Annotated in this window: 15 protein-coding genes; 5 read left to right on the top strand and 10 right to left on the bottom strand. The window is 63.3% G+C overall.

Annotated elements, in window-relative coordinates; all coding sequences use genetic code 11:
• Positions 1 to 242, bottom strand: a 242-nt coding sequence (locus tag AC3A35_RS04525) for an NAD(P)/FAD-dependent oxidoreductase (RefSeq protein WP_487434689.1), incomplete at its 3' end; no start/stop codon positions are given.
• An 813-nt stretch (positions 243 to 1,055) separates the two neighbouring features.
• Between AC3A35_RS04525 and AC3A35_RS04520 the strand changes: the two genes are divergently transcribed.
• Complete coding sequence (locus AC3A35_RS04520; RefSeq protein WP_487434688.1) at positions 1,056 to 2,078, top strand: tyrosine-protein phosphatase; 1,023 nt, start codon at positions 1,056 to 1,058, stop codon at positions 2,076 to 2,078.
• A gap of 217 nt (positions 2,079 to 2,295) precedes the next feature.
• On the opposite strand, the gene AC3A35_RS04515 is transcribed toward AC3A35_RS04520, so the two are convergent.
• A complete protein-coding gene (locus AC3A35_RS04515) occupies positions 2,296 to 5,796 on the bottom strand; it encodes an indolepyruvate ferredoxin oxidoreductase family protein (protein WP_487434687.1) in 3,501 nt (1,166 codons plus the stop codon).
• Positions 5,797 to 6,058: 262 nt separating this feature from the next.
• On the opposite strand from AC3A35_RS04515, the gene gloB reads away from it, so the two are divergent.
• Positions 6,059 to 6,823, top strand: a complete 765-nt coding sequence (gene gloB, locus AC3A35_RS04510; RefSeq protein ID WP_487434686.1) for a hydroxyacylglutathione hydrolase — start codon at positions 6,059 to 6,061, stop codon at positions 6,821 to 6,823.
• A 241-nt stretch (positions 6,824 to 7,064) separates the two neighbouring features.
• Here the strand turns inward: gloB and AC3A35_RS04505 are convergent, their stop codons facing one another.
• Together AC3A35_RS04505 and AC3A35_RS04500 are read right to left on the bottom strand one after the other, a co-directional pair.
• Complete coding sequence (locus tag AC3A35_RS04505; RefSeq protein ID WP_487434685.1) at positions 7,065 to 8,003, bottom strand: electron transfer flavoprotein subunit alpha/FixB family protein; 939 nt, start codon at positions 8,001 to 8,003, stop codon at positions 7,065 to 7,067.
• A 2-nt stretch (positions 8,004 to 8,005) separates the two neighbouring features.
• Positions 8,006 to 8,755, bottom strand: a complete 750-nt coding sequence (locus tag AC3A35_RS04500) for an electron transfer flavoprotein subunit beta/FixA family protein (protein WP_487434684.1) — start codon at positions 8,753 to 8,755, stop codon at positions 8,006 to 8,008.
• A gap of 490 nt (positions 8,756 to 9,245) precedes the next feature.
• Here AC3A35_RS04500 and AC3A35_RS04495 point away from each other — a divergent pair, with 490 nt between their 5' ends.
• Complete coding sequence (locus tag AC3A35_RS04495; protein ID WP_487434683.1) at positions 9,246 to 10,211, top strand: NAD(P)H-dependent flavin oxidoreductase; 966 nt, start codon at positions 9,246 to 9,248, stop codon at positions 10,209 to 10,211.
• 98 nt (positions 10,212 to 10,309) lie between these two features.
• On the opposite strand, the gene AC3A35_RS04490 is transcribed toward AC3A35_RS04495, so the two are convergent.
• The 3 genes from AC3A35_RS04490 to AC3A35_RS04480 are packed head-to-tail and all read right to left on the bottom strand — an operon-like array spanning position 10,310 to position 14,064.
• The gene (locus AC3A35_RS04490; protein WP_487434682.1) at positions 10,310 to 11,326 is read right to left on the bottom strand and encodes a DUF7064 domain-containing protein; all 1,017 of its coding nucleotides are present in this window, start codon (positions 11,324 to 11,326) and stop codon (positions 10,310 to 10,312) included.
• Positions 11,319 to 12,839 (bottom strand): phosphotransferase family protein, encoded by a 1,521-nt coding sequence (locus AC3A35_RS04485; protein WP_487434681.1) that lies wholly within the window; start codon positions 12,837 to 12,839, stop codon positions 11,319 to 11,321. The genes AC3A35_RS04490 and AC3A35_RS04485 overlap by 8 nt, the downstream gene beginning before the upstream one ends.
• Positions 12,820 to 14,064 carry an MFS transporter gene (locus AC3A35_RS04480; protein ID WP_487434680.1) on the bottom strand — a complete coding sequence of 415 codons (1,245 nt, stop codon included), beginning with the start codon at positions 14,062 to 14,064 and terminating at the stop codon, positions 12,820 to 12,822. The genes AC3A35_RS04485 and AC3A35_RS04480 overlap by 20 nt, the downstream gene beginning before the upstream one ends.
• 305 nt (positions 14,065 to 14,369) lie before the next feature.
• Here AC3A35_RS04480 and AC3A35_RS04475 point away from each other — a divergent pair, with 305 nt between their 5' ends.
• Entirely contained in the window at positions 14,370 to 14,798 is a 429-nt protein-coding gene (locus AC3A35_RS04475; protein ID WP_487434679.1) for a universal stress protein, read from the top strand.
• Positions 14,799 to 15,348: 550 nt separating this feature from the next.
• Positions 15,349 to 16,821, top strand: a complete 1,473-nt coding sequence (locus AC3A35_RS04470; RefSeq protein ID WP_487434678.1) for an aromatic ring-hydroxylating oxygenase subunit alpha — start codon at positions 15,349 to 15,351, stop codon at positions 16,819 to 16,821.
• A 185-nt stretch (positions 16,822 to 17,006) separates the two neighbouring features.
• On the opposite strand, the gene AC3A35_RS04465 is transcribed toward AC3A35_RS04470, so the two are convergent.
• Genes AC3A35_RS04465 through AC3A35_RS04455 form a run of 3 tightly spaced genes read right to left on the bottom strand, consistent with a single transcriptional unit; the run spans position 17,007 to position 20,520 of the window.
• On the bottom strand, positions 17,007 to 18,065 hold the full coding sequence (locus AC3A35_RS04465) for a phosphotransferase family protein (RefSeq protein ID WP_487434677.1): 1,059 nt from the start codon (positions 18,063 to 18,065) through the stop codon (positions 17,007 to 17,009).
• Entirely contained in the window at positions 18,062 to 19,333 is a 1,272-nt protein-coding gene (locus tag AC3A35_RS04460) for an acyl-CoA dehydrogenase family protein (protein ID WP_487434676.1), read from the bottom strand. The genes AC3A35_RS04465 and AC3A35_RS04460 overlap by 4 nt, the downstream gene beginning before the upstream one ends.
• A gap of 41 nt (positions 19,334 to 19,374) precedes the next feature.
• Positions 19,375 to 20,520 carry an NADH:flavin oxidoreductase gene (locus tag AC3A35_RS04455; protein ID WP_487434675.1) on the bottom strand — a complete coding sequence of 382 codons (1,146 nt, stop codon included), beginning with the start codon at positions 20,518 to 20,520 and terminating at the stop codon, positions 19,375 to 19,377.
• Positions 20,521 to 20,565 lie beyond the last annotated feature (45 nt).

Below are 20,565 nucleotides of genomic sequence, written 5' to 3'. Positions count from 1 at the left end.
ACCGCGGTGTTGAGCGGGGCGCCGCGTTCCTTCCAGTCGGGGAAGAGCTCGGTGAGCGCGCGCGGGTCCATCACCGCGCCCGACAGGATGTGGGCACCGATCTCGGCAGCCTTCTCAATCAGACATACTGACAGTTCGCACCCCGCCTCGGCGGCGAGTTGCTTAAGGCGAACCGCCGCGGCCAATCCAGCAGGCCCCCCGCCGACAATCAGCACATCAAACTCCATCGATTCCCTTTGCACTTCTCATCCACTCCCTAAAGCTGTCACTGTTCGAAGCACCCAAACTCCGTGGCGCCCTACCTGTCCCGGTGATCGGCATTCACGACTGCCCTCGGCAGTCCGAGCCAGCGTCCACGCTGACGGAATCACGACAGACGACGTCAAGATGAAGTGCATCCCTGCTGCCATGCACGCGTATACAAAAAAATCCGGGCCGAAGCCCGGTAAAAAAACCAACGGGATGTTGAACAGGAGGAGAGGCATCCCGTCGGGGGTCGACTAAAACGGAGCAGCTCAAAAGAACAGCTTCTTGGCGCCCTTCATCGCGCCAAGAGCCAGCTTGCGACTCCATCGCTTTCCGCGCACTCGGAGCGGAACGGGAACTGAGCGTTTCTCGACGGCACTTTCACCCTCAAGGCTTCAGCCGCCGGCGCTGCAGCAATTCCTTCGAAACCGTGACGCTTCTTGCGACCTGCCGTCGAAACATAGCTTTCTACCGATGATGAAACAGTGCAGCCCAACCACATGGGGACACACAGCTAGGAACCGATTCGTGTGCAAGCACCCTGCCTGGCGACGAAGCATCCACATCGACCTGCGAACTCTGATTCCGCGTGTCCCGCACGACCTCACCAATCAGAATTGCTGCGGCAGCTCCGATGACGATCGCAACTCCACGATTCGACATGGCCTCCTCCACTGGGATTCACCTTCGCCTCCAGCCTTCCGGCAACCACGCCTGCTGGAATACGTAATCGATCATAGTCCTTGTACTTCAGACGAATTGCCCAGGACGGAAGGCGATATTGCATCCAGACCGCCGCAGACGAGACGATGATCGAAACCGTTTCGTCCGTACCCAGGGTGCCGGTCTCGGACAAGTTGCTCGATCACCGGCAGCAGCATTCGAACTTGTCCGCAACGGCATTCGAACATTCCCTTTTCGGCATCCAGCAGAATGATCCCGACGCCTTTGAGACAATAGGGTCGCCACTTGCGGCATCAACCGTCGTCATAGGCCAGCACGTTCCATCAAACATGACTGCAAACAGTCGGCACATCGAGCTAGAGGGCGCTTCCAATCTGCGGGACATTGGCGGTTACGACGCCGCCGACGGGCGGAGCGTGCGCTGGGGCAGCGTGTATCGATCAGGGGCGATGTCCCGATTCGCGCCCTCAGCGTGGCACTGGATGGCCGAACAAGGCGTCCGCGCCGTGTGCGACCTCCGCTCCCGCGAAGAGCGGGAACTGTCACCGACAGCCTGGCAGGGCGGCGAGCACACCCGCCATATCGGCGTCGAGTACGATGCGCAACTTCTGTTCGCCCATCGGAAGGGACGCGGACAAGCAGGCATGAACGAGATGCACGACTCGCTCTATGCCACCTTCCCGAAGCTTCTCGCTCCTTCCCTCAAGGCGATGTTCGAGGCACTGCTCGAGGCCCACACGCCACTCCTTGTCCATTGCTCGGCAGGACAGGATCGGACCGGACTGGCTATCGGCCTGTTGCTCAGTACCCTTGGCGTCTCCCGTGACACCATTCTGGCGGACTACGATCTGTCCACACGGTGCCGCCGTGTCGAGAACGAACTCGATCACGACAAGCTGGTCGCGCAGGCCGAGCACAATGCCTTCGCCCGCTACTACGTCGACATACTGAAGAAGCGAGGAAAGGCCGCGCTGAAGCCGCGGGTGCTGGTCAATCGCAACGGGCAATCGCTGCTGCTCGACGCCTTTCATGCCATCGAGGGCGAATGGGGGTCGGTTCCGGCCTATCTGGAAGCAGAACTCGACTTGCGGCTCGCGCATATCGTGCGCCTCCGGGAGATCTGCCTGACGACGTCGGACTCGCAGTAAGCCGCATCATTCAGTCCGCCACAGCGCGCACCGATCGTTGCCGGGACGGATGCCTCCTTGTCGGCGATGCGCCCCCGCGCCTCCCGAAACGAAGTGCACGGGGACTTTGCCCGCACCCGTCGCAAGGACGACCAGCCCCTGCGGACAAGGCGTGCCGGCCAGGCGGGCCGACAGGATGCCAGTCGGGCAATCGCACGGAACATCGATGTAGCGATGGCTAGTCCTTCGCCAATGCGAGATGTATGGTCTTGCGTGGCTCGGGAAGTGCGGCCTGGAAATCGGCCAGTAGTTTCTCCTTGCGTACCTGATACGTCCGGATGGACTCGTCCTTGACATGGCCGTAGCCGCGAACGTCGGCGGCCAGCCGGGCCAGTTCGATCGCTAGCGCCAGGTTATGCGGGGCCAGACGCGCCGCCAGATCCTCAATCGTCGCGCGGTATTGCGCGATCAGATGCCGTTCCATACGCCGCTCCTGCGTATGGCCGAAGGGGTCGAAGACGGTGCCGCGGAGGCCCTTGAACGCCTTGAGCATCCGGAACACCGGCAGCACCCAGGCGCCAAACTTGCGCTTGCGCGGCAAGCCGGTAGCCCGATCGCGGCCAGGAAGCAGCGGCGGGGCAAGATGGAACTTGACCTTGAAGTTTCCGGTGAATTGCGCGTTCAAACGGTCCAGGAACTTCGGATCGCTGTGCAGCCGCGCGACCTCATACTCGTCCTTGTAGGCCATCAGCCGCGCCAGCGTCAGCGCCACCTCACGCACGAAGGTTTCGCTACCGTCGATCTTCCGCTCGCCGACGCGTCGCTCGATATCGCGCACGAATTCCTCATAGCGCTGCGCGTACGCAGCATCCTGATAGTCGGTCAGCAGGTGCTTGCGGCTGGCGATCACTGACTCGATCGTGTCCAGGCGAGGCAGTTTGTCCTGCTCGGACGCCAGCTCGTCAAACACTGCCGGCGCGTGGGCCACGAGTCGCCCGAATGCGAAGGTACGCAGATTGCCTTCGACGAAGGTTCCGTTCAGCCGGATGGCCTCTTCGAGCGATGCGATGGAAACCGGCAGCAAGCCTTTCTGGGCCGCATAGCCGACCATCAGCACGTTGGTGGCAATACTGTCACCGATCAGATCGGTAGCCAGCCGCGTGGCGTTGAAGCTGAACATCTCGCCGCCGGCAAGGCCGTCGCGGATCACCGCTTCGAGATCCGCACCGCCAAAGTCCATGTCGCGATGGGTCTGGAACTCGCCGGTGGGGGTCACGTCTGCATTGACGACCGCGCGGGTATGGCCCGGATGAACGGTCTTCATCACTTCGCGGCCCGACGCGACAATCATGTCACAGGCGAGCATCAGATCCGCCATACCGGGGCCGAGACGCGAGTTGTTGATCGCGTCGGGCGAGGCGCCGATACGCAGGTGGCTGGTCACGGCGCCGCCTTTCTGCGCCATGCCGGTCATATCGAGGATCGAGCACCCCTTGCCTTCAAGGTGGGCCGCCATGCCGAGAAGCGCACCGACGGTAAGGACGCCGGTGCCGCCGATGCCCGCCACGAGCACGTTGTATTCCTGCGCATCGACTGAAATGCATGCAGGTTCCGGCAGGGTAGCGATCAACGCGTCGAACTTCGCGCCTCCAAGGCCCGTCTTCCTGGCGATCTTGGCGCCGGAGACGGTGACAAACGACGGACAGAAGCCCTTAATGCAGCTGAAGTCCTTGTTGCAGGTCGACTGGTCGATCACGCGCTTTCGCCCGAACTCCGTCTCGAGCGGCTGGATGCTGACACAGTTGGACTGCGCCGAACAGTCGCCACAGCCCTCGCAGACTTCGGGGTTGATGAAGACACGCTTGTCCGGATCCGGATAGGCTCCGCGTTTGCGGCGACGACGCTTTTCAGTCGCGCAGGTCTGCTCATAGACGATGGCCGATACGCCCTTGAGCTCGCGCAGCTCTCGCTGCAGGCGATCGAGCATGTCGCGGTGGTAGACCTTCACGCCGGGAGGCAACGTACCCGTGGCGTACTGCTCCGGTGCGTCCGAGACCAGCGCCACCGGCATGACCCCTTCGGCGAGGAGCTGGCTGACCAGACCGGTGGGCGTGAAATGGGCTTCGACTGGCTGGCCGCCGGTCATCGCAACGGCGTCGTTGAACAGAATCTTGAACGTCATGTTGGCGTTGGCGGCCACCGCGGCACGAATCGCCAGGACGCCCGAGTGCGAATAGGTGCCATCGCCCATGTTCTGGAAAATATGGGGTCTGTCCACCAAGGGACCGACCGAGACCCAGGGCATTCCGTCGCCGCCCATCGGCATCGGGTACATGGTGCGCCTTTCGGGCATCACGTACGCGGCAAGACCCTGACAGCCCACTGCGCTGATCGCGATACTGCCGTCCGGAATCTTGGTGCTGGTATTGTGCGGACAACCCGAACAGTAGAAGGCCGGACGCGCCTTGTTGCCGCCGACGGACAGGGCGCGCTGCTCGAGCCGCTCGAAGTTCGTGTAACGTGCCAGCAGGTCCTCGTCAGCCAGGCCGAGCTGCACAAGCACTACCTTGAGGGCGTGGCGGACGGCACCCGGCGTCAGCTCGCCGACCAGCGGCAGCAACGACACACCGTTGAGATCCTGTTTGCCAGCCAGTGCAGGGCGGCGGTCGGCGCGGATGCCGTACAGATGACGTGCGAGCTGATCTTCGATGACCGGGCGCTTCTCCTCGACCACGAGAACCGCCTGGCTACCTTCGGCGAAGGCGACCGCTTGCTCGCGCTCGAGGGGCCAGATCATGCCGGGTTTGTAGAGACGGACACCGAGGGCACGCATGCGGGCCTCGTCGAGACCGAGGTCGACAAGCGCCTGACGCAGATCCAGATAGGCCTTCCCGGCAGCCACCAGCGACAGCGTGCGGCGCTCCGCATCGACGATCGTACGGTCGATACCATTGGCACGCGCGAAGGCGGCCGCGGCCGGCAGGCGCTTGTTGACGACCCAGTCTTCCTGCACCAGAGGCGGCAACTTCTGGCGCAGGTTCAGCCCCTCGGGTGGAAGCTCGATATCTGGCGTCACGAACGGCCGGTAGGCATTCGGCAGTTCGATAGAAGCCGACAGATCCAGGGTGTCGGTGATGCACTTGAGGCCGACATACAGGCCGCTGTATCGCGACAATTCCCAGCCGAAGATTCCGTATTCGAGGATCTCCCGGATGGTCGCGGGATACAGCACCGGCAGGAAGCCTGCGATCAAGGTGTGCTCCGACTGATGCGCGCTGGCCGAGGATTTACCGCCGTGATCGTCGCCCGCCACCGCGAGCACGCCGCCGTACGCCGACGTTCCTTCGAGGTTTCCGAGCTTCAGCGATTCGCACGCGCGGTCGACGCCGAGCCCCTTGCCGTACCAGAGCCCGAACACGCCCTGATACTTCGACTTGCCGAACCACTCGAGCTCCTGCGTGCCGCGAATCGAGGTCGCTGCAAGCTCCTCGTTCAGCCCCGGCTGAAAACGGAGATCGTGCTGATCGAGAAGCTTCTGCGCCCCCCAGAGCGCGGCGTCATACACGCCCAACGGGGAGCCCCGGTAACCGGAGATATAGCCCGAAGTCGCCAGCCCCGCAGCCCGGTCACGGCGGGCCTGGTCGAGCAGCAGGCGTACCAGCGCCTGGTTGGATGAAATGAAAACCCTGCCGGTCTCGAGCAAGTACTTGTCTTCCAGGGTCGTTACACTCTTGGTCATGATTCAGGCTAGATCTCAGAAATACTTCGTTGCTGTCAGTCGGGGACCGAAGCGCCCGGGAGGGCTTGGCAGATGCGTGTTGCTCAGGGTCCAAACGTAGCAATCAACGACGGCGGACAGTTGTCTGCGGATGAAGTACGTCTTGGGGCGCGAGAGCAGAAGCGTCCTGCCGGACGGAACAACCCACTTGCAGAAGGAGACAAGGGACGCCGCAATGTCGTGGGACACTTTGCCGGAACTCATGTTACGGACCTGAAATCCCATGGACCAGATCGTTGCTGTGCCCGCTTTCGAAGACAATTACATCTGGCTGCTGCGCAAGGGCACGCGGGTGGCCGTGGTCGACCCGGGCGATGCCGCTCCGGTGATGAAGGCCATTGAGGAACGCGGCTGCACGCTGGCAGCCATCCTCCTCACCCACCATCACCCCGACCACGTCGGTGGCGTCGCCGAGTTGCTGGCCTGGCAACCGGTGCCTGTGTACGGTCCCGCCACCGAGGCAATCCCGCTCGTCAACAGGCCGCTGGCCCCCGGTGATCGAGTGAGCCTTCCGGATCTCGACCTCGAATTCGACGTGCTTGATGTCGGCGGTCACACGCTCGGCCACATCGCCTACTCGGGTTCGAACACCGTGTTCGCGGGTGACACCCTGTTCGCCGGTGGATGCGGCCGTATTTTCGAGGGTACGCCCGAGCAGATGTGGCAATCGCTGTCGCGGCTTGCTGCCTTGCCGCAGGAGACCGAGGTGTATTGCGCGCATGAGTACACCACGAGCAATTTGCGCTTCGCAGTGGCGGTCGAACCGGAAAACGAAGCGCTCCGGAGGAGGGTGACAGAAGTGGAACATCTGCGTGCCGCAGGGCGGCCAACCGTTCCGACGACCATCGGACTCGAGTTGCAGACCAATCCATTCCTGCGCGTGCGCGAACCCGCCGTAATCACCGCAGCAGAGGATTTCCGTGGTCATCCACTCCAGGGCGATGTCGAGATCTTTGCGGCGCTGCGCGAATGGAAGAACGTCTTCTGACTGCTTATCCGGGCATGAGGCCCGCAGCGTACCGGCTGCATGGGCCAGACAACCATTGCCAGGCGGCCTGACCAGAAGGCAGCAGCCTCAAGCCACACCCCGCGACGGAAGCCTGCCGCAACGGGGCATCTGACATTCGTCGCGCATCGCGATTCGAAATTTCCATTGCAGACGACGGGTGGCACCAAAAGCGCGGGCCGACAATGCCGGCCCGCGCGACTCATCATTACACGTTCCCGCCTCAATCCTCCAGCGCGCGAATCAGTTCCGGAATCGCGGTAAACAGGTCGGCCTCGAGGCCATAGTCGGCGATTGAGAAGATCGGGGCCTCGGAATCCTTGTTGATCGCCACGATGATCTTGCTGTCCTTCATGCCGGCCAGGTGCTGGATGGCGCCGCTGATGCCGCAGGCGATGTAGAGGTCGGGCGCAACGATCTTGCCGGTCTGCCCGACCTGCAGATCGTTCGGCGCATAGCCGGCGTCGACGGCGGCACGGCTGGCGCCGAGGGCGGCACCGAGCTTGTCGGCGAGCGGCGTGAGCACCTCGTTGAACTTGTCCGCCGACCCAAGCGCACGGCCGCCCGAGACGATGATCTTGGCGGCAGTGAGTTCGGGGCGGTCGTTCTTGGTGACATCCCTGCCGACGAAACTGGAGGTGCCGCTGTCGCCCACGGCCGGCACGTGCTCGACGCTGGCGTTGCCGCCGGTGGCCGCAGCGGCCTCGAAGCCGGTCGTGCGCACGGTCAGAACCTTGACCGCATCACTGCTTTGCACGGTGGCGATGGCGTTGCCGGCGTAGATGGGACGCTCGAAGGTGTCGGGGCCGAGCACCTTGATGATGTCACTGACCTGCGCGACATCAAGCTTGGCTGCCACGCGCGGGGCGACGTTCTTGCCGTTGGCAGTGGAGGGAAACAGGATATGACTGTAGTTGCCGGCCAGTGCCAGCACCTGGGCGGCGACGTTCTCGGCCAACTGTTCGGCCAGTTGCGGGGCATCGGCCAACAGAACCTTGGTGACGCCGCTGAGTTGCGCGGCCTGCCGGGCCGCTTCACCGGCGTTGTGGCCGGCAATCAGCACATGGACTTCGCCGCCGCAGGCCTGTGCGGCAGTAACGATGTTGAGGGTGGCGCTCTTGAGGCTGCCGTGGTCGTGTTCGGCAATAAGGAGTGCAGTCATGATCAGATTACCTTGGCTTCGTTCTTCAACTTGGCGACCAGGGTCGCGACATCGGGCACCTTCACGCCAGCCGACCGCTTGGGCGGCTCGCTGACCTTGAGCGTCTTGAGCCGTGGCGTGATGTCCACGCCGAGCGCTGAAGGAGTGAGCGTCTCGAGCGGCTTTTTCTTTGCCTTCATGATGTTGGGCAGCGTGACATAGCGCGGCTCGTTCAGGCGCAGATCGGTGGTCACGATGGCCGGCAGCACGAGCGTGACCGTCTCGAGACCGCCGTCGACCTCGCGGGTGACGGTGGCCGTCCCGTTGGCGAGCACCACCTTCGAGGCAAAGGTCGCCTGAGGCCGGTCGAGCAACGCAGCGAGCATCTGGCCGGTCTGGTTGCAGTCGTCATCGATCGCCTGCTTGCCCAGAATCATGAGGTGGGGCTGCTCCTTGTCGGCCAGGGCCTTGAGCAACTTGGCCACGGCCAGCGGCTGCAACTCCTCGGTGGTCTCGACCAGGATGGCCCGGTCGGCGCCCATGGCCAGCGCGGTGCGCAGCGTTTCCTGGCATTGGGCCACGCCGCAGGAGACGACAACGATTTCAGTAACAACGCCGCTCTCCTTGAGACGGACCGCCTCTTCAACGGCGATCTCGTCGAACGGGTTGATGCCCATCTTGACGTTGTCCAGATCGATGCCGCTGCCGTCCGACCTGGGTCGGACCTTGACGTTGTAATCCACCACCCGCTTGACGGAAACGAGAACTTTCAAGAGCTTCTCCTACGATAAAGGTCGCGGTGGGCAAGCCGAGCATCGCTTCGCTCTGCACCGCCCGAACCACAAATGGAACAGAAAGATCCGCAGCGTTCGCAGCATCCGAATTTGGACCTGTCGATAGAAGCGACCATTGATTCCCCAGGGGGACTGGCCGTTCTCGCCCGGCGTCACGTTTCAACGTTTGGCATTTTCACTCGGGTCCAATCACCGCGGCACACGAGGAGCACAAGGGACACTTGCGATTGCCTGACGGGACAAGGGGAGCGTGCCTGCTGCCTTGTTCCGGGCCGGATCGACAACGCGCCCCTACGGCGCACGGGTTTCACGGCCGCGTTCGAGCACGGGGAGTAATCAAGGGCGACTGCAACGGCAGGCAATCGCGGTGACCGACCTTGGCTAACATGTCGAGCATACCGAGCCAGCCTGCCTGATACGCAGAATGGGCTCACCAAGTTGACCCCAACCCTGGGCTGAAGGCATGCAGATGAAAACCCCTGTCACCGAACTACTGGGCACCCGCTATCCGATCATTCAGGGCGGTATGCAGTGGGTCGGCCGAGCGGAATTGTCGTCGGCCGTATCGAATGCCGGCGGACTCGGCATTCTGACCGGTCTCACACAACCCACGCCCGAGGCGCTGGGCCGGGAGATCGATCGATGCCGGGAGATGACCGACCGGCCATTCGGCGTGAACCTGACGATCTTTCCGACGATCACACCGCCACCGTACGACGCCTATCTCGATGTGATCATCGAGAAGGGAGTTGGAATCGTCGAGACGGCGGGCAGCAAGGCCACGGACTTCATCCCCAGGATGAAGTCCGCCGGCCTCAAGGTCATTCACAAATGCGTGTCGGTCCGCCATGCCGTGACCGCCGAGCGCCTCGGGGTCGATGCGATCAGTATCGACGGCTTCGAGTGTGCGGGCCACCCCGGTGAGGAAGACATCCCCGGGCTGGTGCTGATCCCCGCGGCGGCCAGCCGGCTCAAGGTGCCGGTCATCGCCTCGGGCGGCATCGCCGACGGTCGCGGGATGGCGGCTGCGCTTGCGCTCGGCGCTGCCGGCGTCAACATGGGGACCCGCTTCTGCGCAACGAAGGAAGCGCCGATCCATGAAAACATCAAACGGGCACTGCTCGATGCCAGCGAGCGCGACACCAACCTGATCTTCCGTTCGCTCCGAAACACTGCCCGGGTGCTGAAGAACCGGATATCGGATGAAGTGGTAGCGACGGAGCGTCGCGGTTGCACCTTCGAGGATATCCGTCCGCTCGTCGCCGGGGCGCGCGGCAAGGCCGCTCTCGAAGCCGGAGAGCCCCAGGAGGGCATCGTGACCGCAGGCGTGGTGGTCGGTCTGATCGACGACATACCCACCTGCGCCGAGCTCATCGAGCGCATGGTCGCGGAATGCCGCGAGCGTCTTGAGAATGGGCTGAGCTGCTTCAACTGAGCTCGCGCGCGGGGCGGCAATACCGCTGAAATCCCTGCGCGCGACGACGGAACAGCCGAGGCAGGCGGGCCAGGCCCGCCTGCTTCAAGCTTCGCGGATCAGATGGGCTTGCACACTCGTGCGACGTAGTCGTTCCACTGCACTTCCTGGGTCTCGCCCCAGCCGACGCTATCGAACTGGGGTGACGTCCATTTCGTCAGTCCGCAGTGGCACAGCGCGTTCTGCCAGCAGTGCCAGGGGTTGCTGGCCGTGACCTCGCCGACGAAGCGGAAAGCCCGGCCATCCTCGGTTTCGCAATCAATGACGCTTCTGACCGGGCGCAGACCGTCTTCCGCGCGTTCGGTGAGCTTCGACATTTTCGTCAGTCGCAACGGCTTGCCGTGGTCGTAAATCCAGGCGTCGCTCATCAGCTTTTCTTCCGGCACCTCATACAGCCCAGCCCAGTCCGGATTGCGCTTCGGATCGTCGAGCCCCGAGATGCAGAAGGAGAAATCTTCCGAGAATGCGCCGTTCATCCACGTATAGGGGGGAATCAGGTGACCCTCCTCGGGCCGGCGTTCCCCCCACGAGCGGTCGCGGGTCGAAAGATTGTCAAACGCGTATTCCCTGCCTTCGTAGACCACCGAACCCACCGCCCGCATGGTCTGCTCGAAATGCTGGTTGTTGGCCCGCATGATCGCCGGCTGCACCGCCTCCTGCACCATATCGAGTTTGAACCGCCGGCCGGCGTTCTCGTACTGGATGCGCATGCGCTGCATCGGCTTTTCGAATGTGACGGTCAGACCGTTCGCCAGACGGATATTGCCCTCGCCATCGAAAATCTCATCCGGCGTGAAGTTGCGAAAATCGAATACCTCCGCCGCGAGTTGCTCCCGCTTGTGGCCGAAGTGGGCAAAGATGCCTCCCGTGCACAGGTTCAGGTTGGGATGCGTCCAGATGTGGATGAACCCGTGGAGCCTGGACTCCGGCTCGTAGAACGCCCAGTACCAGGTCTCGGTCATTTCGTGGTGCTTCTCCGCCAGCGTGCGGCCGTGATAGGAATCGTCACGCTCGGAGGGCGTGCCGAAGCCTTTCTGGCTCTTGGTCCAGGCGATGGTATCCGACGATTCAGACATGGGTTTGAGCTCCGCGAATGATCGAGTCGAGCATTTCGATTTCGAACTTGGGAATGTAGATGGTTCCGGCGACCGATAGCGGCACGTCCTTCACCCCGGGCAGCAGCAGCGAATTCAGCGATCCCATGCAGGCCACCATGTTGCGGGCGCTTTTCCAGACATCGAAGAATCGCGCCGCCTTCGCATCGAAGCGGAATCCGGACTCAGCTTCGTAGATCTCGAGAAAGTCGGGCCAGGCCTCGATCTGGTCGATGAAGGGCTTGATGTAGATGAGATCTTCGACCGGGTCGCTGTCATGGCTGAACTCCCAGTCGAGCAAGGCCACCAGCCGGTCGTCGCGCATCAGCATGTTGTGGTAGCCCGCATCGCCATGCACGCGGCAGGCCGGGCGGCCCTCCAGATCATCGAGGTGGTCCACCAGCCAGGCAAGGCCGAAGGCGATGCCGGGGTGAGGATGACGCTCGCGTTCCTCCAGTCGCTGCTGCAAGTCCGCGATGTCGCTGCGCAGCACTGCCCGTACGTCCGTGTCCTTGCGTGCCGTCGACCGGTGTAGCGCAGCCAGCGTGCCGGCCAGATTCCTGGCCCACTCCAGCCTGCCCCCAGGCTTGGCCGGGAGGACGAGGTGTGCCGGCTCTCCATTGACGAAGCCGACCGCCATGAAGGCCGAGCCGAAATGCTTGGCGTCCGCCTCCAGCCACAGGGGCTCGGGTGTCGCTATTCCTGTCCCGTGCACCTCGCGCAGCACCGCGAATTCCGATGTCACGCTGGAACCGGTGGGCAGCCCCATGCCATCCTTGCGCAACACGATGGTTTGCTCGCGCCCGCCCGACTCCAACTTGACGATGTACGTCTCCTTGGAGAAACCGCCCATCAGCCGCTTCACGTCCAGCACCGTGGTTTCCCGGTGTTCGGCGAATCGCGTCCGCAAGTAGTCCTGCAGCGGCGCGGCAGTGATGTAGATCGGGCCAGACTCCGACTTGGTCCCGCCGTCGCCGCGTCCGCCCTGATACGCATTGCTCGCGCCACCGCCGATCGCCGGGTCCGCATGCTCGTGGTACGAGACCAGAAAGTCCCTCAGGCGCTGTGCGACCGTCGCTTCGGACACTGCATCGAGCTTGCCGCCGCCGGATTCGGACTGTCCCCCTTGCAGCACGGCCGTCAGTTCCGCGCCAATGCCCTCGGACCAGCGCGGCTGCGCCTGACGGGTAACAGACGCAGGTACCGACCTGCCGAGCAGCGAGCGAAGCTCGGCCGACAAGGCGTGCTCGTCGCGCCGCAGCTTCGCCACAAGCGCTTCGTCATAGCCCGTCCGAGCAAGTTGGTAACCGATCGCTGTCACCGCCATGTGAGCCTCGGTGAGTTGATGCGGTGTCAGCCCGTCCGATTGCACGAGGCGCTCCAGGAACGCCTGGACGGAAAGGAGCACCTTCCGTGTAATCTCATCCATTGAATTTTCTCCGATTACAAGCGGCTTCGAACTACGGTACAAACGTTCAGGATGTGATTGGTGCAACGGCGATGGCCTTCTGCCGCCGCAGAATCAGCAGCATGAGGTAGAAGGAGGCCCCCGCCACGGCAAGCATCACGGCGGTCATCAGGAAGGGCAGATCGTAGCCGCCGAAGCGCTCGAACATCAGCCCCAGCCCGGGCGCGAACCCGAAGATGAACGGGAGCTTGATCGAGTAGCTGTAGCCCATTGCGCGGCTGACGCTGGCCGCGTCGAACATCTGGCTGATCGCGGCACCGTGCAGCATTACCAGGGGCACGACGCAGATGCCCAGCACTGCCGCCAGCACATAAAGCGAAACCCCGTCGGCGTGCAGGAATCCCCACCACAGCAGGGCCTGACAAGTCGCGCTGATCACCAGGGCGGCGGGCGGGCCGATTCGATCGCAAAGCCAGCCGAAGAACAAGGTGCCGGCTATCCCCGCCGCGGCATAGACCGACAGCAGCGCTGAGGCGGACTGGAGCGTCATCTGCTTGCCCATGCCGAAGGGCACGATATGCACGACGAAGCCGGTTCCTGAACCAGCCATGATGCCGATACCCAGGGAAAGCAACCAGAACGCCGGTCGCTTGAAGATCGACGTGAGCCCCTCGCCACCAGCCACCGCCGATCCTGCCCCGCCCACTGCGCGTTGCGCCTGAACGGGGGGATGCTCGACCAGCAACAGCATCAGCAGTGCGAGCACGGCGCATACCGTGCCCAAGCCTCCCAGCAAGGCGAACCGCCCGTAAATCGGCAGCAGCTCGGCCACCAGGTACGGCGTCAGGAAAAGTACGACCGGCAGGTTGACCAGGCTCAGCATCTTTCCCCGGTTTGTCTCGAACCACCGGCTGATAAGCGTTAGCGGCCCGAGAATCGCCGACAGGCAGACGCCGACGCCGATCAGACCGAACATCGCGAGGGCCACCGTAAACGAATCGGTGATGGCCAGTCCCCAGTAGCCGATCGAACTGAGCAATGCGCCGAGCAACATGCCCCCGCGCACCGAGACGAGTTGCAGAAAGTTGCCGAGGAAAGGGGACAAGCCACCGATGGCCAGCATGACTACGCTCATTCCCATCGTGGCGACGGCGCGCGACACCCCGAAGTGCTCCTCGGTACTGGCAAGCAGTGGTCCGAAGGAACCGAAGGCAAATCCCATCGCGCAGTTCTGTGCCAAGGCACACAAGAGCACCACTCGCCACCGCGCCCCGGTGCAAGAGGCTGCCGTACCAGCGATATTCCTGTCCATGTGTATAGCCCTGGCTTGTTATGGAAAGGCGAGCATAGCCAGCCACCGATGCGAGATGTCGTCCCCAGCCGCAACCGGAGATGTCTCGCACAATGCTTCCGCATCCCACGGACCGATCTGCTTCCTTCGCCGGTTACCGCGCTCGGCACCCCAGACCCGTGCCATTGCGCGGGCAGGCAAGAATGCCGCTGTCCGCGCTGGCGCGTCCGGGCGTTAAGGACTAGATTCGATCGGCGAGCGGTAGCTTCCAATTGGGTAATGCACCGGAATCGCGGGACGATTGTCGATAGAACGGAGAGATTGAGATGCACAAGGTTCTGCTTCCCTTCGATGGATCCGAGTCAGCCAAGCATGCTGTCCAGTATTTGGTGGATGCATCGCGGTCTCATGGCAGCCTGGAGGTACACGTGCTGAACGTCCAGCCCCCTACAGTGCTGCACGGCGACTATTTTTCGCCGGAGATGCTGAACCGCATTCGAGCAGACGCGCTCAAGCACGGTGTGGATGTGAATGCCCAGGCGCTGCAGATGCTGTCCACGGCAGGGATAAAATGCACTCCACATGAATCCGTCGGCGAGGTCCTTGCCGAGATCCGAAACGCGGTCACGACGCTGGGCTGCGATACGATCGTCATGGGCACACGGGGAATGAGCAGCTTCTCCAACCTCGTACTCGGCTCGGTTGCAAGTCGGGTCGTACACGACGTCTCCGTGCCCGTTCTTCTGGTCAAGTGACGATCACGGCGACGACCCCGACCTCACCCCGTCCGTGACCGATGGACGATGTGTGCTGCTGTATGTCGTGGAGAATTCCGCAACCGGCATTGCAGAACCTTTAACTCACCCGGCCGCCCTCCTCCAACCCACCTGGAATTGCAGCGGCCACACGTCGTGTGAAGTCCCGACTCGACCATCGTCGACTGCCGGGACGGCCCCCATGGAACGTTTGCACGGCGTCCGAAAGCACGCCCCCTTTTTGCAGTCCCCAAGCACCCCGACCGGGCGACGTGACCCCGACCGGGATGTCACCCCGGCTTGCACCCTCCCGTCGGACCAGCCGACGCTTCCGGAGCCGTCGTGGTGGCCGGCCCCCCTGTGTCGCGCGGTCTGCCCCCGCTTTGTCTGCACGTGCAGCGCCTCATATCCAGACCTTCCAAGGAGCGAATAGCCGCCCGCACGAGTTGATCCAGGTCAAATGTCGAAGCATTCGCCCTCTGCAGACTGATCCTGCACCAGCCGCTGACGGCTGACGTGGCGATGATTCGACATTACAAGGAGACACAGTATGTCTGCAGTTCTGAGCAGTGCGACCGAGACGCCTCTTGGCGGCCACCACGGCTTTACGCTCGAGAAGGCCCCGGTCGGCACCAAGTCGTCGGAGGGAGCGAGGTCCCGGCTCAACCTGACCCTGGAACACGTGCTGGAGACCGACGGTCAAGGCATTCCGCCGGCGCTGAGGTCAAGCCCGATGGCGCCGCTCCCCTCGGTGCGGATTTCGATGGACCGGTACTACAAGAAGGAATTCGTCGACCTCGAAGTCGAGCACATCTGGAAGAAGTGCTGGCAGCTGGCCTGCCGCGAGGAGGACATTCCCGAAGTTGGCGACCGTCTGACCTACGACATCATCAATTTGTCGTTCATCATCGTGCGCACGGCGCCGAACACGATCAAGGCCTTCTATAATTCGTGCCCGCACCGCGGACGTCGCCTTTGCGGTCGGAAGGAAACGGGGATCGAGGGCGGCAACGTGCTGCGCTGCCCGTTCCACGCATGGACATGGAACCTCGACGGATCGCTTGAATGGGTGCCCAGCGAAGAGGACTTCCCCCACGTCTCGGCCACGGAATATGCCCTTCCGGAGGCTCGCGTGGGGATCTGGGGCGGCAACGTGTTCATCAATCCCAACCCCGAGGCCCCGTCGCTGGAAGCCTCGCTCGGTGGTCTGCCGGAGATGTTCCGCGATCATCCGCTGGAACAGCGCTACACCATCCTGCACGTGCGCAAGAAGATCCGCGCCAACTGGAAGCTGATCCAGGAAGCCTTCATGGAGGGCTACCACGTGGTCGAAACCCATTGGGATGGGATGCCGTTCTTCGGCTCGGCCTACACCCAGTACGACAACTGGGATGACGGCACCGCCCATTACAACCGGCTGGTGACGCCATCGGTGGTACCGGATGTCTGGATCGCCGACAAGGTCTCGCCGGAAGAGAGCGCCCGTCAGTTCTGCTCCACCTTCGGTCTGCCGCTGCCGCCCGAAGGCAGCATCAAGACCATCGCCGAGGCGCGTCACCACTGCGCCGTCGAGCGCAAGAAGTTCATCCAGGCGACCTACGGCGTGGATCTGTCCGACCGCCCCCACTCCCAGGTGCTCGAGATGACCAAGTTCTTCCTCTTCCCCAATCACCATCCGTGGTGGGGTGAGGCGCTCCCCTGGTGGTATCGCTTCATGCCCTACGGAGACGACCCCGAGTGCGGGATCATGGAGGTCCGCGTCACGGCCCCCCTCCCCCCGGGCGGCAAGCGGCCGCCTGCCGCAACACCGATCGACATCGACTTCGACACCAAGTGCGTCGATGTCCCGGAGATGGGCGTGGCCGGCTACATCGTCGATCAGGACATCTCGAACCTGCTCGAAATCCAGAAGGGCGTTAAGGCGACGGCCGAGGGCCGTGCTTACATGACGCTGGGGCGCTATCAGGAGAAGAACATCCAGCATTTCCACTACGTGTACAACAAGCTGCTGGGTCTTCCGTAATAGCCGAAAGCGCCCGCAAACCATGCCCTATGCATGCTTAGCGGGCGCTTTCGGCCACCCTGTCGATCCGATTAAGCTGCGCCACCGAAGCCGCACTGGTCATGGCGAGCGGCTGCCGGTGCGTCCCGCAGCCAGCAAGCTCGCCAATCCGGGATGCAGTCCGCCGATCAACTCATATCGCCGGGTCAGGCGAGCTTCGCCAGCCCTCTTTCCACGAGCCTCAGCGCTGACGCGTGGTGCTTTTTACCGATTTCGCGGGGAGCGCGACCAGCGCAGGCACGCGCATGGCTAGCTTCGAGCAGCACCGCGAGCTTGTAGCTGGCCAGTGCAACATACCAGTCGATGCATGACAGATCGCGCGTGCTTCCGGCCCGGTAGCGGTCCACCAACTCCTCGGCGCTCGGAAAGCCATCCCAGGGCGTCACGTGAATCGTGCCGGTACCATGCCCCGTTGCATCGGGCCAGGTCGTGACCAGCCAGCCGAGGTCCAGCAACGGATCACCCAGGGTCGCAAGCTCCCAGTCGATCACCGCCGCAAGTTCCGGCGAGTCGGGCGAAAACATCACGTTCGCGAGATGGAAATCACCATGCAGCAGCCCTGGCGTGAAGTGCGCTGGTCGGCGCTCCTCAAGTCGGCACCCGAGTTCATCAATACCGATGAGGCTCGTTGGCCCCTGCCAGCCGGAAAACGAGGCGTAGCTTTCCAGGTGCGCCCGCCAGCGCGACACTTGCCGTTCGAGGAAGCCCTGCGGCTTACCAAAGTCGGCAAGCCCAACCTGCTCGGGTACGACCTCGCCCAGGGCCAGCAGCGCATCGACCATCGCGAAACCCATGCGACGGCGCCAAGCGGCATCGGTCGCATGAGGCACTGGCAGCGGCTTGCCGGAAGGATTGAACCCTGCGACCGGCTCCATGAGGTAGAAGGCAGCACCGATCACGTCGGTATCGCTGCAGGCCGCGATCAGCCGCGGATGCGGTACGCGAGTCGCGGCCAGCGCCCGGAGGACGCGCGCCTCACGCACGATCGTCTTGTCACCGTCCGGGCGAGAATACAGTGGCTGGCGGCGCAAGACGAAATGGCGTTCGCCGCGCCTGAAGCGCATGATCAGGTTCTGCGTGCCGCCGGCCAGCAACTCGAAGTCACCAAGCTCGCCTTCCTCGAGCCCCTCCTCGTCCATCCAGCTGGCGAGACGCTGCGGATCGGCAGCCGCGCGCCAGTCGAACCCGATGTCGGCGCCGGTCATCCGAGCACTGCCTTGAACTTCTCGCGGGCTGCGGCCTCGGCCGTCGGGCGGTGGTAGGCGGGAAAGAGCGCCGTACAGGCTTCGTAATCGCGCAGCAACTGCTTGGCGACCGTGATCTTGTGCACTTCCGTCGGGCCGTCGGCCAGGCCCATCTGGAACGCGCGATTGACCAGCGAGGCGAACGGCATCTCGTTGCTGGCGCCGATCGAGCCATGCAGATGCAGCGCACGCGCGGCAATGTCATGGAGCACCTTGGGCATCGCGGCCTTGACGGCGCTGATGTCCTTGCGAACTTTCCGGTAGTCCTGATACTTGTCGATCCGCCATGCCGTTCGCATCACCAGCAGTCGAAACTGCTCGAGCTCGATCCATGAATCGGCGATGCGCTCCTGGACCATCTGCTTGTCGGCCAGCCGCGATCCCTGCGTCGTGCGCGACAGCGCCCGCTCGCACAAGGCATCGAGCGCCTTCTGCGCCTGGCCGATCACGCGCATTGCGTGGTGCACCCTGCCGCCCCCCAGTCGCACCTGTGCGACAACGAAGGCCTCCCCGACCGGGCCGAGCACCTTGTCTGCACCGACGCGCACGTGGTCGAACTCGACATAGGCATGGGTGGGCACGCCATCACCGCAACCGGCGTTGCGGATGATGTTCAAACCCTGCGTGGTGGCCGGCACGATGAACATCGTCGCCCCCTTGTACACCGAGACATCCGGATCGGTGATTGCCATGACGATAAAGAAGTCAGCATAGCGCGCGTTGGACGCAAACCACTTTTGCCCTGTGATGACCCACTCATCACCATCGCGTACGGCACGGGTCGTGAACACCTGCGGATCGGCGCCGCCCTGCGGCTCGGTCATCGCAAAGCAGGAAACGACCTCGTTGGCGAGCAGCGGCTCGAGATACGACGTCTTCTGCTGGGGGGTCCCGTAGTGGGCGAGAATCTCGCTGTTGCCCGAGTCGGGCGCCTGCGCGCCGAACACGATGGGCGCGAACTCGGATCGCCCGAGGATTTCGTTCATCAGCGCCAGCTTGACCTGGCCGTAGCCCTGGCCGCCAAGTTCGGGACCGAGGTGGCAAGCCCACAGCTTGCGTTCCTTGACGATGCGCTGCAGCGGACGCACCAAGGTCTGAAAGCGATTATCGTGAATGTCCCACGGGCTGCCGAGCACGTGATCCAGCGGCTCGACTTCTTCGCGCACGAAACGTGCAATCCAGTCCAGCTCACGCTGGAAATCAGGGTCTGTATCGAAATCCCACGCCATCTACGTGCCTCCTGTGGTGCGATGTATACGAATGAAACGGGTCAGGCGAGTTGGTTCAGGGCACCCGGGTCGAACGGCAGCGCGTTCTCGCCGGCGATCGCCTTCCGCGCCCATTCCGCATCGCCTAGCACTGCACGGCCGACCGCAACCAGATCGAACTCGCCCGAAACCAGGCGTTGAACCACCCGGTCGACGTTGTCGACGGCGGCGACCCCCTTGTTGCCATCGAACATTCCCTTGTTGATTCCCACCCCGCCGACCGCCATTGAGAACTTGCCGGTCACCTTCTTCGCCCACCCCGCCAGGTTGAGATCCGAGCCGGCGTAAGCCGGTTTGTCGAAGTAGCGCACACTGGCGTCGAAAACATCCACGCCGGCCTCCGCCAGCGGACACAACACCTGCTCCAGCTCCTCCGGGCAGGTGGCGAGCTGCGCACGGAAATCCTGCTGCTTCCAATCCGAGAAGCGAAAGAAGATCGGAAGGTCGGGGCCTATTTCGCGCCGGATCCGGCGCACGATCTCCACCGCGAAGGCCGTGCGTTGCGAGCGGTCGCCCCCCCACCTGTCCTGCCGTTGGTTGGTCTCGGCCCACAGGAAGGTGTCGATCAGATACCCATGCGCACCGTGAATCGCAATGCCGTCGAAGCCCGCAAGCAGCGCATTGCGGGCAGAGCGGACATAGGCCTCGATGACCTCTTCGACCTGCGCCTCGGTCATCGGCTCACCGATGTGCGGGTCCGCGGGAATCTTGTCGCCGGTGAACGATGTCATGCGATCGAGCGGTCCCCACAACCCGGACGGGCTCAGAACCGGCGCTTCCGGGTGGGGGCCGGTACCGGGCAGCCGCAGCGCCCCCTGATGCCACAATTGCGGCACGATATGGCCGCCGGCGGCATGCACCGCCTCCACGACTCGCCGCCAGCCCGCGATGGTCGCATCGCCATGCAGTACCGGGATATTGTCTTCACCAAGTCCGGCATCTCCCAGGGCAGACGGGTGATCGATGCCCACCGCTTCGGTGATGATGAGGCCACAGCCCCCGGCCGCACGACGCGCGTAGTAGTCGGCGACGTCCGCAGTCGGTGCCCCGCCCGGGCAGAAACCCCGGGTCATCGGCGACATCACGATGCGATTGGGAATCGTGAGCTTGCGTATCTCGAGTGGCGAGGAAAGGCTCTGACGGGTCATGGGGATATGGACTCCAAAAATGTGCGCAAGCGCGCCGCCCTAAGT

Source organism: Azoarcus sp. Soil_N_20, assembly GCF_057656155.1.
This window is presented reverse-complemented; position numbering and strand designations above follow the sequence as displayed.